We start from the raw sequence: 16,638 nt of genomic DNA, 5'->3' as shown, positions 1-16,638 counted from the left end.
GGTTTCTCCTTACAAATCATTTAAAATCCAATAATGACGAATAATACTAAAACTGAAAGTGGAATGGTGACTATTATTAAACCAATTACGTTGACCCACTTTCTTGTATGTGATTTAAATAGTTTTAAAAACAGTTGGTACAGCAATAAACCGATGCCAGCACCCAAAGTATTCAACATCAAATCGGTGATATCCGTCATACCCACTGCCAAAATAAATTGTAAACCCTCATAAAGTAAACTAAGCAAAAATCCAAAATAAATGATTTGCCACACAGACCACTGAGGTTTCAACAAGGGCAAACAGACACCCACTGGTATGAAGAAAAAGAGGTTAAGAGCCATTTCTTCCCAAACTATGTTGCCATTTGCAATGAGTGGTGCTGAGAATGGAACCCAGTTAACAAATCGAGTATTTTGGAAAAAATAGATGTACCCAATGCGCGTCTCAAATTTAAACAAAATTCCCCAGGTCAATAATATCAGGTAGGCATAAAATAAATATTGAGTCGTCTTTTTAGATGATAACATCCCAACCCCTCCTATTCACATGGTCAACCGCTCCTACCATTATCTTCCTTTAAGGATGCTGACTTCCTAACACAAGCCAAGAAATCTTTTGATAAAAATACTCTTTTCACCATAGCATCTCATAAGCCTGGTATTCATGAGAAAATGTATAACCTAACTGTTGGGCTAAGGCTAGTGATCCTTTGTTATGAGCGTCCCAACTAGGATAGAGTCCTCTGTCTAAGCAAGTCAATATCAACTTAGCTGCTAGAGCTTTTGCCAAGCCCTTTCGACGAAAATCAAGGTGAGTATCTATCTCGATTTCAATCCCTTTTTTATAGGTCGAATAAGACGAGGCTCCAGCAACAATTTGTCCTTGATAGAGAGCAACGACTCCTATACCCAATTGAGCATAGTGCTGGTAATCATCGTAATTAGCAACTAAATCTTGTGACCATTCTTCAGTTAAACAAGTTTCGTAGAGTTCTTCATCAATACATTTTATCTCAACATCTGCTGGCAAACTAGCTACAAATTGTTCCAACTTTTTTCGTTCAAACCTTGTGTTCTTCTTAGTTGCATAACGAGTAAAAGCGTGGGCTTTTAATCTGTATGTTGTTTCTATCAAATCCGACCAACCTTGATGTTGTGGGACAAAAATAATATCCTTACCACAACACATCTCAAGTAATTCTATATTTGGTTGCCCAGCTAGAAAACCAAAGGCTCCAAATCGACCAAGTAGTGCAAGGGCTGACTGGGGTTGCTCGAGATTATCCACCCAAATCTCTCCCATGACTCCCTGCAAACAAGACCAAATAATCGTTTCTTCCCAATTTTTAAAAAGGAAACTGACTTCAGATAGATGTCTTATTTTTTTCATAATCTCATTGTAGCAAATTTGCTTGTTTTTCTGCTACCCCCAATTCACGGAGCACTTCTGGGTACAAGCTGTATTCTGCTTCATGGATGCGACTTTCAAAAGTGTCGATGGTATCATCTGGCAGGCGCGGCACGCGCACTTGCTTGATAACTTGACCGGTGTCCACGCCGGAATCTACCCAGTGGATGGTGACGCCACTCTCAGCTACACCTGCCTCCCAAGCATCTTGGATGCCATGAGCGCCTGGAAATTCAGGTAAATAAGCTGGATGGATGTTGATAATGCGTCCTTCATAAGCAGATAGCAGGGTCGGACCTACAATTTTCCTATAGCCCGCTAGGCAGACGAGATCAATCTGGTGTTGGTCTAAAAGCTCAACCAAGGCTATCTCATAATCTGCCTTATCTTCAAATTCCTTGAGTTCAAAGGCATAGGAGGGAACACCTAGATCTTGAGCTCGTTGCAGAACATAGGCAGTACGATGGTCTGAAAAGACAAACTCCACAGGAAACTGCTCTGCAATAATCTGGAAGTTTGAGCCAGAGCCTGAAGCAAACACAGCTATCTTTTTGTTCATTATTTCATCACCACACTTGCAGAATCTTTCTTCACAATCCGTCCAATTTCATACACTGGCTCCTCTAATAACTCCTTGATACGAGCTACATGTTCTGGTTTGACGGCCATCATCAGACCGATGCCCATATTAAAGATTTCAAACATTTCATCATGTTTGATCTGACCATATTTTTCAAGAGCTTTGAAGATAGGGAGGACTGGAATGTGACTTTCTACTATTTCTGCAGCCAAATGGTCTGCAAACATACGAGGAACATTTTCGATAAAACCACCACCTGTGATGTGGGCAATACCATTCACTAATCCCTCTTTGACCAAAGGTAGGACAGACTGGACATAGATACGAGTTGGTTCAAGCAGGACTTCTTTGAGTTTTTTGCCTTCTAACTCTGGCAAAACTTCTTCTCCAGTGTAGTCAGCAAAGATACGACGGACTAGCGAATACCCATTCGAATGAATCCCACTGGAAGCCAAGCCCAGAAGAACATCTCCTTCTGCTACCTTGCTACCATCTATAATCTGAGATTTCTCTGCGACACCAACTGCAAAACCTGCCAAATCATAGTCGTCTTGACCATACATCCCAGGCATTTCAGCGGTTTCGCCACCGATGAGACCACACCCTGCTTGGACACAGCCTTCAGCGACACCAGCTACCACCTGCTCTAATTTGGCAGGTTCATTTTTTCCAGTAGCGATATAATCTAGAAAATAAAGAGGTTCAGCACCCGCTGCGATAATGTCGTTAACACACATGGCTACACAGTCTTGACCAATAGTATCGTGTTTATCATACTGAATGGCTAACATTAGCTTAGTGCCAACACCATCCGTTCCTGAAATGAGAACAGGCTCCTTGACATCCAACTGAGTCAGGTCAAACATGCCGCCAAATCCACCAAGAGAACCCATAACCCCTAGACGTTCTGTCCTAGCTACATGTTTTTTGATACGCTCAACGACTTCATAACCAGCTTCGACATCCACACCCGATTGGGCATAAGCATTTTTAGACATAGGATTCCTCTTTCTACTTTTCTAGATAAAAGCTCGTTTTTTCCTTCAAGCTCTTGAGATAGGGTTCTTCGTAATCGTACAAAGGTGTGGGGAAGTTGCCATCAAAGTATGCCACACAGAGACCGCCATTAGGAGCATCTGTATCAATCCCAATCGCCTCGATCATGCCCTCTAGAGACAAATAAGTCAAGCTATCCGCCCCGATAATATCGCAGACTTCGTCCACTGTGTGGTTGGCTGAAATCAATTCGCGCCTAGTCTGAATGTCAATACCATAAAAACAAGGGTACTTGAGTTCAGGACTTCCGATAGCCACATGAACTTCCTTAGCCCCAGCTTCTCTCAGAAGCTGAACGATTCGCCGAGAAGTCGTTCCACGAACAATCGAATCATCAACCATCACCACGCGTTTGCCCTTGACCACACTAGAGACAGCAGACAATTTCATGCGGACACCTTGCTCCCGCAATTCCTGTGTTGGTTGGATAAAAGTCCGTTGGGTATACTGATTTTTAATGAGTCCCATCTCATTTGGTAAACCTGATTCTTCAGCAAATCCCATGGCTGCAGATAAAGACGAATTGGGAACACCGACAACGATATCCGCTTCATGCTTGAATTCCTGAGCCAAACGTTTCCCCATATTTTTACGAGCTGTGTGTACATTGACCCCGTGTATCGTGGAATCAGGTCGTGCAAAGTACACATACTCCATCGAACAAATAGCTAGCTGTGTATCAGTTGTATAACTATCATAGTGGATACCAGAGTCATCAATGATGACTATTTCTCCTGGTTTGATATCTCGCACCCACTCAGCACCGACCACCTCAAAAGCACAGGTTTCAGACGACACCACCCAAGACCCATTTTTCATTTTTCCAATAGAAAGGGGGCGAAAACCATTGGGATCCAAAGCTGCAATCATCTTATCCTCTGTCATCAACAGATAGGCAAAACCTCCCTTAACCGCATTGAGAGCTTCTTTGACCTTACCTAAAAATTCGGTGTTATGACTGCGGCGGATGAGGTGCATAAGAATTTCCGTATCCGATGAGGCATTGAAAATAGCTCCCTGATCCTCCAACTTCTTTTTCAGAGTCAGGGCATTGGTCAAATTACCATTGTGGCAGAGACCAAACTGCTCATTGGTAAAACGATAGAGGAAAGGCTGGACGTTGCTGATAGAAGCTTCGCCAGCAGTCGCATATCGAACATGACCAATGGCTGCCGAACCAGTCAGTTTTTCTAAATCTTCTGGGGCTTTAAAAACTTCTGAAAGCAGACCAGTATCACGGTGACCTTGCAGCTTTCCCTTATCATTGGCGACAATGCCTGCTCCTTCTTGGCCACGGTGCTGCAAACTGTGAAGGCCGAAATAAGTAACCTTAGAGGCATCTGGATGACCCCAAATACCAAAGAGACCACATTCTTCATTGAGCGATTTTACTTCATATGTCATTTACATTTTCCTTTTTGTACTTTCACTATAGCGAAAAGTAACTATTTCAGAGTTCACTAATACTCACTTAGCATTATTTTTCTGTAAAATATTTCACAGCTGATTCAAAGAGTTTTTGATCCTTATTGCCAGGGATGTTCTTAAACAGACCATCTTCAAATCGTTCAGAGTGTCCCATCTTACCAATAATTTGACCGTTTTGACTACAAATCCCCTCGATAGCATGACTAGAACCATTTGGATTGTATTTAGAATCCATACTTGGATTTCCATCAAAATCCACATACTGGCTCCAGATCTGCCCCCCGTCTCGGAGTTTCACAAATTCCTCATCCGTGACTACAAACTTCCCTTCCCCATGTGACACTGGGATGGCATGGATATCTCCGACCTGTACACCTGCCAACCATGGTGAATTGACATTGGCGATACGAGTTTCCACCATCTTGGCCACGTGTTGATTGGCATCGTTGTAGAAAAGAGTTGGGCTACTAGATGAAACATCTTCAAAATTACCATAAGGTAGGAGACCTGATTTGACTAGGGCTTGGAAACCATTACAGATACCAATGATGAGTCCACCCTTAGCAATAAAGTCATCAATAGCTGTACGTACTTTTTCATTGCGCAAGATAGTGACGATAAACTTGGCTGAACCATCTGGTTCATCTGCTGCCGAGAACCCACCTGCAAAGAAGATAATATGAGATTGCTGGATCTGTTCAACCATCGTATCAACTGACTGGGCAATCGTTTCCTCGTTTAAGGTCACGAACGGTACTAAATGAACCTTCGCTCCCGCCTCCTCAAAAGCCTTGGCCGAATCATATTCTGAGTTGGTTCCAGGGAAGACTGGTATATAAACGAGTGGCTGCTCTACTCTCTCCTTACTTTGAAGAACCACACCCGATGCTATTGCTGGAACTTCCTGCAATTCATTGGACTGTTCAAATTCAGTTGGGTAAACTTCTTCCAGCTTGCCTACATAGGCATCTAAAAGACTTGCTCCCGCAAGGACCTGTCCATTGACTATCACATCAAAATTTGCCACCGTTTGACCAATTTGAATAGCTTCCTCAATCTCTTCTGTAGAGGTAAAGATAAAGCCACCTAGCTGAGCTGTCAAACTGGTAGGTAAGTCAGTTAATTCTACTTGGGCTCCGATTCGATTCCCAAAACTCATCAAGGCCAAACTTTCTACGACACCGCCGTACTTGATAGCCGAAGCTGCTGTAATGGTATAGGTAGATTGGATAGCTTCAAATGTTGAGAAATTAGATTTTATCAAGTCAAAATCAATGTCCTCTGAAATTGCTTGACCTGGTAGATAGTAGATATACTGTCCTGCTACCTTAAACTCTGGCGAGAGAATGTGATCCACATCCGCCGTCGTCACCCCAAAGGCAACAAGCGTCGGGGGTACTGTCAATTCTTCAAAGGTCCCTGACATAGAATCCTTGCCCCCGATCGACGGCAATCCCAACTGAATTTGGGCTTCAATAGAGCCCAGCAAGGCTGAAACGGGCTGACCAAATCTTTCCGCTTGCTTATCCATCCGCTCAAAGTATTCCTGATATGAGAAGCGAGCCTGAGACCAGCGACTCCCTGTCGCAACTAGCCGAGCAGTTGCTTCAATCACCGCATAAGCTGCACCGTGATAAGGGGACCATTCTGCCAGATAAGGATTGTAGCCCTGTGCTATAACCGAAGCAGTCTTGGTTGTACCATGTTGAACTGGTAACTTCTGAACAGAACTCTCAGTTGGTGTCATTTGGTAACGACCTCCAAGTGGATGGTTGACCGTTGAACGACCCACTGAGCTATCAAAGATTGTTTGTAGACCTTTTTGGCTAGCATGGTTTAGATCAGACAAAACCTTGAGGGTATCAGATTCTAGTGTTTCAGCTGAAGTTCTTCTTTGTTCCGGTAAGGCTACTTGTCGGTCCACCACCTTAGCATCGACAACAACACGCACACCATTGGTATCTAGAAAACTCCGCTCTATATCCACGATGGTTTGACCATTCCATGTCATCACTAGACTAGGTTTTTCCGTAATAGTCGCAACCACTACTGCATCAATATTTTCCTTAGCACAAGCTGCAATAAAGGTATCTGCATCCTCTGGTCGAACCACTACAGACATCCGCTCTTGGGACTCAGAGATGGCAATTTCAGTGCCATTGAGACCAGCATATTTGAGAGGTACCTTGTCCAAATCGATTTCCAGACCATCAGCCAGTTCACCGATAGCTACACAGACACCACCTGCTCCAAAGTCATTGGATTTCTTAATCAAGCGAGTCACGTTGCCGTCGCGGAAAAGCCGTTGAATCTTACGCTCTTCAATAGCATTTCCTTTTTGCACTTCTGCACCAGCTGTTTCCACCGATTCAACCGTTTGAATCTTGGAAGAGCCCGTTGCACCACCAATACCATCACGACCAGTTTTACCACCCAAAAGGATAACTAGATCTCCAGCTATTGGCTTTTCACGGACCACATTACGCTTAGGCGCTGCACCAACAACTGCTCCTAGCTCCATCCGCTTGGCTACAAATCCAGGGTGGAAGTATTCCTTGACATAGGTTGTAGCCAGCCCAATTTGATTCCCATAAGAGGAGTAACCATGAGCTGCTGTTTTGGAAATAATCTGCTGTGGCAACTTGCCAGGACGCGTTTCAGACAAAGGTTTCGTAATATCACCTGCACCAGAAATACGCATAGCCTGGTAAACATAGGAACGCCCTGACAAAGGATCCCGAATAGCTCCGCCAATACAAGTCGCAGCTCCACCAAAAGGTTCGATTTCTGTCGGGTGATTGTGGGTTTCATTCTTGAACATCAGAAGCCAAGGCTCCTTGACGCCATTAACATCCACTTCGATCTCTACTGAGCAAGCATTGATTTCATCAGACACTTCCATATCATCCAGACGGCCATTGGCCCTTTCATAGCGACCAAAAATCGTAGCCATATCCATCAGAGTTTGTGGCTTATCCGAACGCCCCAACTCATCCCGCATGGCTAAGTATTTGTCATAAGTAGCTTGCAATTGCTTTTGAAACTTGGAAGCAGAGAAGTCAATCGTCTTCAATTCAGTTTCAAAGGTTGTATGGCGACAATGATCAGACCAGTAGGTATCTAAAACCTTGAGTTCCGTCTCTGTTGGCACACGTCCGATCGAGTTGAAATAGTCCTGGATAAAAACCAAATCATCCACTTCCATAGCTAGACCTTGCTCTGCCTTGTAGGCCGAAAAATCTTCAGCTGTATAAGTCGCAAAGAAATCCAACTTTGGAATAGTCTTATCTGAACTCGAAAATTCCTGTGGATGGATTCCCGTAGTAATGTCCTTGAATCGAGAATCCACTGGATTGAGCAGATAATTCTGGATAGCTACCAGTTCAACTTCATCGATGTCCTTATTGACCAAGTAAAGTTGAGCTGTATGAACCGTCACATCATTGGACCCTCCAAGAAGTAGGAGAGCCTCCTGAGCACTAGCTGCTCGTTGATCAAATTGACCTGGTAAACTCTCAATTGCAAAGAAAGAGTAGTGGACCAAATCAGTCACCATATCAGCTTCTTCCAGAAGATTATCTGTTACTTGCTCAGAGAAAATGTGCTTCTGTGCCTTCTCAAAAAGCTCTTCAGAAAGACCAAAAACATCATAAACTTGAACCAATCGAAGGTCTGTCAAACTAGACAGCTGCAAATTGTGGGTCAATTCTTTCAACAGTGCCTGAGACTTAATCCCAAAATGAGGGTTTTTCTCAACGAAAATTCTCTTGTTCATCAATGTATCTCCTCTAATTTTTTCAACACAAGGCTGTAGGCATCCGTCAGAGAACCCAAATCTCTGCGAAATACATCCTTATCCAAATGATTTCCTTGACTGTCCCAGAGACGGCAATTATCTGGTGAAAATTCATCTACCAAGATAATCTGGCCGTTCTTATCCTTGCCAAACTCCAACTTAAAATCAACCAGACAGAGTCCGATTTGACTAAACCAATCTTGCAAGAGAAGATTAATCCGCTGCGTTTCAGCCTTGATATAGGTAATCTCTTCTGCAGTTGCTAGGTGGAGTACACCGATATGGTCCTCATTGATGAGAGGATCATCTAAGTCATCATTCTTATAATAAAATTCAATAATCGGCCGTTCTAACTTTTGTCCCTCTTCAATGCCGAAACGCTTAGCAAATGAGCCAGCTGCCACATTGCGTAAAACCACCTCCAAGGGAATAACCGTCACCTTACGATTCAGTTGTTCCTTTTCTGATAAATGTTTGACAAAGTGAGTCGCCACCCCTGCCCGATTTAATTTCTCAAAAATAAGGGAAGAAATTTGATTAGCTAGGCTCCCCTTGCCCTTGATTATCTCCTTTCGAGCACCATTGAGCATGGTAGCCTGATCCTTATAAACCGAAACAATCAAGTCTTCATCATCTGTCGAAAAGATATCCTTGGCCTTACCCGAATAAAGCAATTTTTTCTTCATTTATTGTTCGCCTTTCATAAACCTTATCTTAAATTATATCATACCATTATTCAAAACAAAAGAATAAGCAGATTATATAAGATAAAATTATAAAAAACGTCCGATATTATCGAACGTTTTGTTTTTTTGAAATATAGAAAACGATTTCTGAAAGGGTGTGAAAATTTTCGATATCCTGATCAGAGATTTCCAACCCAAATTCATCTTCCAAGCCAATGACAAATTCCATGACCTCAACAGAATCCTCAGCAATCTGATCATTTAAGGACATTTCAGGGCTGACAAGGAAGTCTTCTCCCTTTTGTTCTGACAAAACCTTTTGGATTCTTGCATAAATTTCTTCTGTTGTCATCCTAGTCCTCCTTGATAGAAAATTTTTCGACAGATTTTTGAACAACCTGGCTATCTAACATGGTTCGAATCTGCTGAATGGTGTTAAAAATCGACTTAGCATCACTAGAGCCATGCGCTTTAACCACCGGAGCATTGAGACCAAAGAGTACCGCTCCGCCAGCATCTGAATAATCCAGCGTCTTTTTCATGGAACGAAGGGCATCTTTCAGAAAGAGATAACCTATTTTTGCTTTCCATCCACCATTTTCGATAGCAGATTTAAGCTGACCCATGATAGACAAAGCTGTTCCTTCAATGGTTTTTAAGACTGCATTACCTGTAAATCCATCTGCAACAATAACATCTGCAACACCATTCAAAAGTTCACGTGCTTCTACATTCCCCACAAAGTTAAGGTTTGTATCTGCAGCCAATAGTGCATAGGTTTCCTTACGAAGAGGGTCGCCCTTGCTATCCTCGGTCCCATTATTGAGTAGCCCAACACGAGGTTTGGTGATGCCACGTACATTCTCTGCGTAAAAAGCACCCAAGATAGCATACTGATGGAGATGGTTAGCGGAATTTTCTGCATTAGCCCCCAAATCGAGCATATCAAAGCCGTTACCATCAATTGTCGGAAGGGTTGAGAGTAGGCCGGGCCGATCAATACCCTTGATACGTCCCACTACAAAAAGACCAGCTGCTAGAAGCGCTCCAGTATTTCCAGCAGACAAAATCGCATCTGCACGTCCTTCTTTAACCGCTCGAGCAGCCAAAACCATAGAAGACTGCTTCTTTTGACGAATAGCCTTAGCTGGCTCATCATCCGAGTTGATTTTTTCATCAGTATGCACAATGCTGACTCGATCTGTCCTTGTCAAGTATTGTCTTATTTTTGACTCATCGCCATAGAGCTGAATTTCAATATCTGAGAAAGTAGCCAGAGCCTGATTGACTCCTTCCACTATCGCTTTCGGTGCATAGTCTCCACCCATGGCATCCACTGCAATTCTCTTCATTCGTACTCCTCCTCATTCCTACTGGTTTTATTATAGCATATTTTTATTATTTCAAGCATCTGAGACAAGTTCTTGCTAGTCATCACTCTGCTTATCTCTGTTTTTCATAATACCGCCCCACTTGTTTAAATCATCGATAAATTTCTTACTTTTCAGATGAATACCGACATATTCCTCATACAGCTGATCAATAAACAAGCGCAATTTCTGCTTCATCTCTGGTTTGATAGAAATAGTCTCCAAGTCTGTGAAAGAAATAGACTGAAACTGACCCAGCAAATACAAGAGATTAGGATCCAAATGAGGTCTTCTTTGATCTTCATGATAATGCTGTGGACAGAGCACTCCAGAGTATTGATAGGAATAATCAAAAGGTAGACCTACCCGATGACAAAAGACACATTCATGGAAGTTCAGAGATACTCCAAAACGGTTCAATAGCTGAATTTCGAAAATATTAGTCAACACTTCCATATCAAGACCTGCCTCCATCAAATCTAGAGTCTTTTCCAAAAAGGCGAAGAGGGCCGCATCCGCTATACCATCCTGCATACAAGCATCTGCCAAAGACACAATGTAGCTAGCATACGCCAACTGAAAAATATCTTCATGGATTTTTTTAAAAGTCTTGATTTGATGCACATCATCAATGTAGCTCAATCCCTCTTCATTTAGTTTCAAACTATAATCTGCTACGGTCAAAGCCTGGATTCCAGCAGTCAACTTGCTTCTATTCGCATGTTTAACAAAAAACATGCGTTTGCCAGCCACTTCCGTAAAAATCTTGACCAACTTGTCATCTTCCCGAAAATTTCGATTATAGAGAACTAAGCCTCTGCTTTCTATTCTTTGCATTCTTCCATATATTCCTTGAGCCGTTTCATAGCTTCTCTGATAGTCTCCATACTCGCTGCATAAGAAATTCGAATATAGCCTTCCCCATACTGACCGAAGGCCGCTCCTGGAATAAAGGCCACAGCCTTCTTACGAGCAAAATCTTGCAAAAAACGAAAAGAATCTTGATTAAAATCTTCTGGAATCTTTGCAAAAATATAGAAGGCTCCATCAGGTTTGATGATCTTATACCCCAATTCGGTCATCTTTTTAATAATGTAATCCCTTCTAACCCGATACTCCTCTCGCATTGGTAGAGCGTCATCTTTCCCGTTCTTCAATGCCTCAATAGCCCCAAACTGCATTGGAGTAGCTGCAGCTGTCACCAGATACTGGTGGCTCTTGATAAGCTGGCTGATAATCATAGGCGATGATAAAATCAAACCAATCCGCCATCCCGTCATAGCATGAGATTTAGACAATCCCTGAATCAAAATCGTTTGTTCAGGCAGATATTCTGCAATGGAAACATGGGATTCCCCTGTATATGTCAACTCTGCATAGACCTCATCAGACAGAACAAAAACAGGGTACTTCCTCAACACATCTGCCAAAGCCTGAATCTGTTCGCGCGAATAAGTAACTCCCGTTGGGTTGGCTGGATAATTGAGGATAACCGCTTTAAGCTTATCTCCTTGCTCCAAAATCGCCTCCTCCAACATCTCAGGTGTTAGCACAAAATTATTGTCTGTTGTGTCAATCTCAACGATATCAGCTCCCACCATATTAACAATCGGCTCATAACCAGGATAGGCCGGTGCTGGTAGAAGAACAGTGTCTCCAGCCTCCAAAATACCGACCAAAGAAGCAGACAAGGCTTCTGTTGCACCAATAGTCACTAAAATCTGATTATCCGCCGCATAAGAAAGATTGTATTTTTCTGCTAAAAACTCCGAAGCTGCTTCGCGCAGAGAGAGCAAGCCAGCCATCCCTGTATAGTGACTTTCATTCGCATCAATCGCCGCCTTCGCTGCTTCCTTAACATGATCTGGTGTTGTAAAATCTGGCTCTCCTAAAGTCAATTTTAAAATTCCAGGAATATCTGAAATTGACTGATCAAACTGCCGAATCATAGAAACCTCTATTCGGTCTAATTGTTTATTAAAACGTTGACTCAAATCCATTTTAACACCTCATATTTCTTTCGTCTTTTTATTATAATATAATTTTCAGAAAATTGACACTAGAAAAGGAGTCATTGCCTTGCAATAACTCCTTTCATCCACATATATTCCTTAGCTATTAAACAATGGAGATAATGGTCGTTTCTCATGAATCCGGATAATAGCTTCTGCCAATAAATCAGCCGTTGAAATCAATTCAATCTTATCAATTAAACGCTCCTCTGGAATAGCAATCGTATCCAATACAACCAATTTCTTGATAGCAGATTTACTAATATTATCCATAGCAGGACCAGATAAGACAGGATGAGTACAAGATGCATACACTTCAACCGCACCAGCTTCTGCTAAAGCATCCGCTGCATGACAGATAGTGCCTGCTGTATCAATCATATCATCAATCAGGATACAAGTCTTACCCTCGACATTCCCAATAATATTCATGACCTCTGATGTGTTCATCTGATTAACACTACGACGCTTGTCAATAATAGCAATCGGCGTCTTTAAGTATTGGGCAAGTTTGCGAGCTCGAGTTACACCACCATGGTCTGGAGATACAACCACATAGCCATCACCCATCATTCCTCTGCGTTCAAAATAATCTGCAATCAGAGGTGCACCCATCAAATGATCAACTGGAATATCAAAGAAACCTTGAATCTGTGACGCATGCAAATCAATGGTCAATAGTCGATCTACACCTGCAGTTTCCAACATATTGGCTACTAATTTGGAAGTGATTGGCTCACGAGCCCGTGCCTTACGATCTTGGCGTGCATAACCATAATAAGGAATAACAACATTCACTGACTCCGCAGATGCTCGTTTCAAAGCATCTACCATGATTAAAATTTCCATTAAGTTATCGTTGACAGGTGAACTCGTTGACTGGAGAATATAAACATGAATACCTCGAATAGACTCTTCAATATTGACCTGAATCTCACCATCTGAAAATTGACGAACTGTAGACTTTCCAAGTGGAAACCCGATTTGTTTTGCAACCTTTTCCGCCAACTCTTGATTGGATGAAAGTGCAAACAGCTTTAAGTCAGAAAACGCCATGATAGCCTCCTATTTTTTCTTCTATATCATTTTAACGCTTTTTAAAACATTTTTCAATCAAAAAAAAGAAATGTGGTTGTCCACATTTCTCTTATCTTTATGGATAGATATAGCCAGCAATACCCTCTGCTGCTGGGTTAAACCAGCCACGGTAGTTGCCAACTGACATATTGCCAGCATAGTTAGATTCAACAACTTGAATTTGTGAACCATTTACACCTGTTACAACTGCAACGTGACCATAGTAGCTGTTTGTCCATACTGCTACAGCTCCAACTTGTGGAGTTGAACCTGTACGGAAACCAGCTGCACGTGCACTACCAAGCCATTGACTTGCATTACCCCAATAGTTACCAACCCAAGGAGCTGCTTGCTTCGCACCCCATGTACATTGACCTACTGGATAAGTGTTTGCTCCACCACTATTATGAGTAATCGGCGTTACAATAGGAGTTGATTCAGGAGTAGGGACTGCTGCTGGAGCTGCTGGAGTTGTTGATACTGCTGGAGTAACCGGAGTAACAGCTTGTTGTTGGGACTCTTGAATTCGTCTTTGCTCAGCTTCATATGCTGCCTGACGCTCAGCTGCTGCTTTAGCTTCAGCTTCAGCCGCTGCTTTTTGAGCTAACAAATTAGCCTTAGTATCTTCTGCAGTTGCTTTTTCAACCGCCAAGTTCAATTGTGCAACCTGAAGTGCAGCCTCTTGTACCTCTAGGTTTTTTTGGTCATCTGCTAACTTCTGTTGGTTATTCCAAACAGTATTAATAGCTTCTTGGTTTTCTTCCTGCTTCTTGGCAAGAGCTTCCTTATCAGCTTTTTGTTGCTCTAACATACGATTGTTAGCTGAAACAATCTCACGCATTGCATTGACACGAGAAACAGCATCAACAATCGATTTAGAATCTAAGATAGTATTGATATAACTTGAAACAGAGGCATCTGTTTGAGCACTACGAGCTTGTTCCTTCAAAGCACCATCACGAGAAATGATGTCAGCAGACAATTGCTCAATCTCTGCAATCAATTTTTGAGATTCTGCTTCCAATCTTTCATTTTCAGCAGTCAATTTTTCTTGTTCAGCACGAATGGTATTTACCTGAGCTTGGATAGCATCAACCTCTGCCTGAGCAGCTGCCTGCTTCGCAGCAATTTCATTAATTTTACTATCTTGTGCTGCAATCTGACTATCCGTATCATTCGCTTGCACTAATACAACACTATTGACACTTGCCAATGTAATTGTACTTAATAAAAGTGCTGCTACGATTTTTTTCTTCATAACTAGATAAACTCCTCTATTCTTTATGACTATATCATTTTAACAAAAAAAACGCGCCTGTATGTTACGCGTTTATTACAATTTTATGTCTTATTCGTGATTCCAAAAAGTGATTTTAGTAAGGGTTGCAACAAAAGCAAAAGAATAGAATTAAAAACCAATGTTGGCATCAAATCGTTGAAAACAAATATGAACATAGATAGATTGGTCAATAAAAATAACCGAGCTAAAGCAAATGCAAAAAATTTAAAAATAAATAAAATAACAACTAGAATAATATGGTTGGTAATTGTCTTAAATGGTAGATTTTGATAAAAATAATAAATCAAATAGACAACTAAAGGAAGGAGAGTAATGAATATTCCTAAAATCCCAAAATAATATAAATCATATACCAAACCCATGATAGAAAATAGAACAATATTATAAATTAGAGGTAGCTGAAAAGAGAGAAAGATAGCTACCATCAGCAAGATATGACTTGATATCATCATAGATCCTGGTGCCCAATTAATTAATAGCGTAGATAACTGGCTATCCAGAAGAAAAACCAAAAAGGCTATCAATGGTATCAAATAAGCAAGGTATTGTTTCTTCATGACTATTGCCCCACTACGGTTACAGCATAAATATTAGAAAAGTTTGCCGTTGGTGTAATATACAACTCTCGATTAAGATTGCTTGAACTTGTTTTTACAGAAACAACCTTTCCAATCGGGATATTAGACGGAGTTCCCCCAGCCAAGTCACTAGTAACCACACTGCTACCTTCTGGAATTCCTATATCACTATTTAATTGGTTAACAATAAAAGAATGGCTGTCAGTATCATATCCAGAAAGAATACCATATACATCTGTTGATTCCAACGCAATTTTTACAGGAATTTTAGAAAACTTATCTGAGTTCGTTAAGAGTTTAACTGTTGTCGCATGAGGAGCCAAAGAATCAATGGTCCCAATTAAAGCCCCATCTGCAACAACCAGCATCTCTGTTGTCAAACCATCATCCTGCCCAAGGTTTATCATCAATTTTTGATTCCAAGAATGTGGAGAACGAACAGAAACCAAAGCTGAAAATATACGCTTGTCCGCATGCTGTTCTTTCATTTCAAGGTTTTGCCGCAAGCCTTTATTCTCATTTTTCAAAGATTCCATCTCTGAAATGGAATTCTCAAAGTCTGCCAAAGTCTTTTTTAATTCCTGATTCTCCTTATAAGCAAAAATCAAATCGTTTAAATAGTCCTTTTGCTGAGATAAAAACTGAGTTGGTTTTGACAAAACTCCATCAAAAAAAGAAACTGTCTGCTTCACCCCATTGGCCAAAATTGGAATTTCTAAACCTTGATAGACTGTTAAAAACAGGAGAGATAAAGAAAAAATGGCTACAGCAGAAATTGCAACAACTAATTTAGAAATTTTATATCGATTCATGCAAACACCTCAACATGCGGATACAATAAAACGAGAATATCCTAAGATAATCTCGTTAACTACGGAGAATAAGGGATTCGAACCCTTGCGCCAGTTTCCCGACCTAACGATTTAGCAAACCGTCCTCTTCAGCCTCTTGAGTAATTCTCCATCTCTTGAAATAATGGGCACGAGTGGAATCGAACCACCGACCTCACGCTTATCAGGCGTGCGCTCTAACCATCTGAGCTACGCGCCCAAGTAAAACTTGGAACAGTACCAGATACCAATGGCGCGAGACGGAATCGAACCGCCGACACATGGAGCTTCAATCCATTGCTCTACCAACTGAGCTACCGAGCCGTATTATGTTCTATTGCGGGAGCAGGATTTGAACCTACGACCTTCGGGTTATGAGCCCGACGAGCTACCTAGCTGCTCCATCCCGCGATAATAATAGTTCAAGGAGGATGTGGGATTCGAACCCACGCACGCTTTTACACGCCTGACGGTTTTCAAGACCGTTCCCTTCAGCCGGACTTGGGTAATCCTCC

15 protein-coding genes and 5 tRNA genes are annotated in these 16,638 nt (G+C 41.7%); all 20 read right to left on the bottom strand.

The annotated features are described in order from the left end of the window. Window positions 1-20: 20 nt before the first annotated feature. A complete protein-coding gene (locus tag F602_RS0101430; protein WP_018166180.1) occupies window positions 21-530 on the bottom strand; it encodes a VanZ family protein in 510 nt (169 codons plus the stop codon). 106 nt (window positions 531-636) lie between these two features. Further along, window positions 637-1,392, bottom strand: a complete 756-nt coding sequence (locus F602_RS0101425) for a GNAT family N-acetyltransferase (RefSeq protein ID WP_018166179.1) — start codon at window positions 1,390-1,392, stop codon at window positions 637-639. Window positions 1,393-1,396: 4 nt separating this feature from the next. Beyond that, window positions 1,397-1,969: a phosphoribosylglycinamide formyltransferase gene (gene purN / locus F602_RS0101420; protein WP_018166178.1), complete on the bottom strand. Its 573-nt coding sequence runs from the start codon at window positions 1,967-1,969 to the stop codon at window positions 1,397-1,399. After that, window positions 1,969-2,988: a phosphoribosylformylglycinamidine cyclo-ligase gene (gene purM, locus F602_RS0101415; RefSeq protein ID WP_018166177.1), complete on the bottom strand. Its 1,020-nt coding sequence runs from the start codon at window positions 2,986-2,988 to the stop codon at window positions 1,969-1,971. Before purM ends, purN begins: the two co-directional genes overlap by 1 nt. A 13-nt stretch (window positions 2,989-3,001) precedes the next feature. Further along, window positions 3,002-4,450 (bottom strand): amidophosphoribosyltransferase, encoded by a 1,449-nt coding sequence (purF, locus tag F602_RS0101410; protein ID WP_018166176.1) that lies wholly within the window; start codon window positions 4,448-4,450, stop codon window positions 3,002-3,004. A gap of 73 nt (window positions 4,451-4,523) precedes the next feature. Further along, window positions 4,524-8,249: a phosphoribosylformylglycinamidine synthase gene (locus F602_RS0101405; protein ID WP_018166175.1), complete on the bottom strand. Its 3,726-nt coding sequence runs from the start codon at window positions 8,247-8,249 to the stop codon at window positions 4,524-4,526. Next, window positions 8,249-8,956 carry a phosphoribosylaminoimidazolesuccinocarboxamide synthase gene (gene purC / locus F602_RS0101400; RefSeq protein WP_018166174.1) on the bottom strand — a complete coding sequence of 236 codons (708 nt, stop codon included), beginning with the start codon at window positions 8,954-8,956 and terminating at the stop codon, window positions 8,249-8,251. Before purC ends, F602_RS0101405 begins: the two co-directional genes overlap by 1 nt. Before the next feature lie 106 nt (window positions 8,957-9,062). Then, window positions 9,063-9,308 carry a phosphopantetheine-binding protein gene (locus F602_RS0101395; RefSeq protein ID WP_018166173.1) on the bottom strand — a complete coding sequence of 82 codons (246 nt, stop codon included), beginning with the start codon at window positions 9,306-9,308 and terminating at the stop codon, window positions 9,063-9,065. A 1-nt stretch (window position 9,309) separates the two neighbouring features. Next, window positions 9,310-10,308, bottom strand: a complete 999-nt coding sequence (gene plsX / locus F602_RS0101390) for a phosphate acyltransferase PlsX (RefSeq protein ID WP_018166172.1) — start codon at window positions 10,306-10,308, stop codon at window positions 9,310-9,312. 75 nt (window positions 10,309-10,383) lie between these two features. Next, the gene (gene recO, locus F602_RS0101385; protein WP_018166171.1) at window positions 10,384-11,163 is read right to left on the bottom strand and encodes a DNA repair protein RecO; all 780 of its coding nucleotides are present in this window, start codon (window positions 11,161-11,163) and stop codon (window positions 10,384-10,386) included. Further along, the gene (locus F602_RS0101380; RefSeq protein ID WP_018166170.1) at window positions 11,151-12,326 is read right to left on the bottom strand and encodes a pyridoxal phosphate-dependent aminotransferase; all 1,176 of its coding nucleotides are present in this window, start codon (window positions 12,324-12,326) and stop codon (window positions 11,151-11,153) included. Before F602_RS0101380 ends, recO begins: the two co-directional genes overlap by 13 nt. A 111-nt stretch (window positions 12,327-12,437) precedes the next feature. Continuing rightward, window positions 12,438-13,394: a ribose-phosphate diphosphokinase gene (locus tag F602_RS0101375; RefSeq protein ID WP_018166169.1), complete on the bottom strand. Its 957-nt coding sequence runs from the start codon at window positions 13,392-13,394 to the stop codon at window positions 12,438-12,440. Window positions 13,395-13,491: 97 nt separating this feature from the next. Further along, window positions 13,492-14,673, bottom strand: coding sequence for a peptidoglycan hydrolase PcsB (pcsB, locus tag F602_RS0101370; protein WP_018166168.1), 1,182 nt, complete (start codon window positions 14,671-14,673; stop codon window positions 13,492-13,494). Between the two features lie 83 nt (window positions 14,674-14,756). Beyond that, window positions 14,757-15,272: a rod shape-determining protein MreD gene (gene mreD, locus F602_RS0101365; RefSeq protein ID WP_018166167.1), complete on the bottom strand. Its 516-nt coding sequence runs from the start codon at window positions 15,270-15,272 to the stop codon at window positions 14,757-14,759. Between the two features lie 2 nt (window positions 15,273-15,274). After that, window positions 15,275-16,105, bottom strand: a complete 831-nt coding sequence (gene mreC / locus F602_RS0101360) for a rod shape-determining protein MreC (RefSeq protein ID WP_018166166.1) — start codon at window positions 16,103-16,105, stop codon at window positions 15,275-15,277. Between the two features lie 62 nt (window positions 16,106-16,167). Next, window positions 16,168-16,255, bottom strand: a tRNA-Ser gene (locus F602_RS0101355). Window positions 16,256-16,269: 14 nt separating this feature from the next. After that, a tRNA-Ile gene (locus F602_RS0101350) sits at window positions 16,270-16,343 on the bottom strand. Window positions 16,344-16,374: 31 nt separating this feature from the next. Next, window positions 16,375-16,447, bottom strand: a tRNA-Phe gene (locus F602_RS0101345). 13 nt (window positions 16,448-16,460) lie between these two features. After that, a tRNA-Met gene (locus F602_RS0101340) sits at window positions 16,461-16,534 on the bottom strand. 14 nt (window positions 16,535-16,548) lie between these two features. Next, window positions 16,549-16,638 (bottom strand) — tRNA-Ser (locus F602_RS0101335).

Origin of the sequence: Streptococcus minor DSM 17118, assembly GCF_000377005.1 — a bacterium.
GTDB classification, from domain to species: domain Bacteria; phylum Bacillota; class Bacilli; order Lactobacillales; family Streptococcaceae; genus Streptococcus; species Streptococcus minor.
Note: the sequence above shows the minus strand (reverse complement) of the source record. Positions and strands in the feature narration are given on the sequence as shown.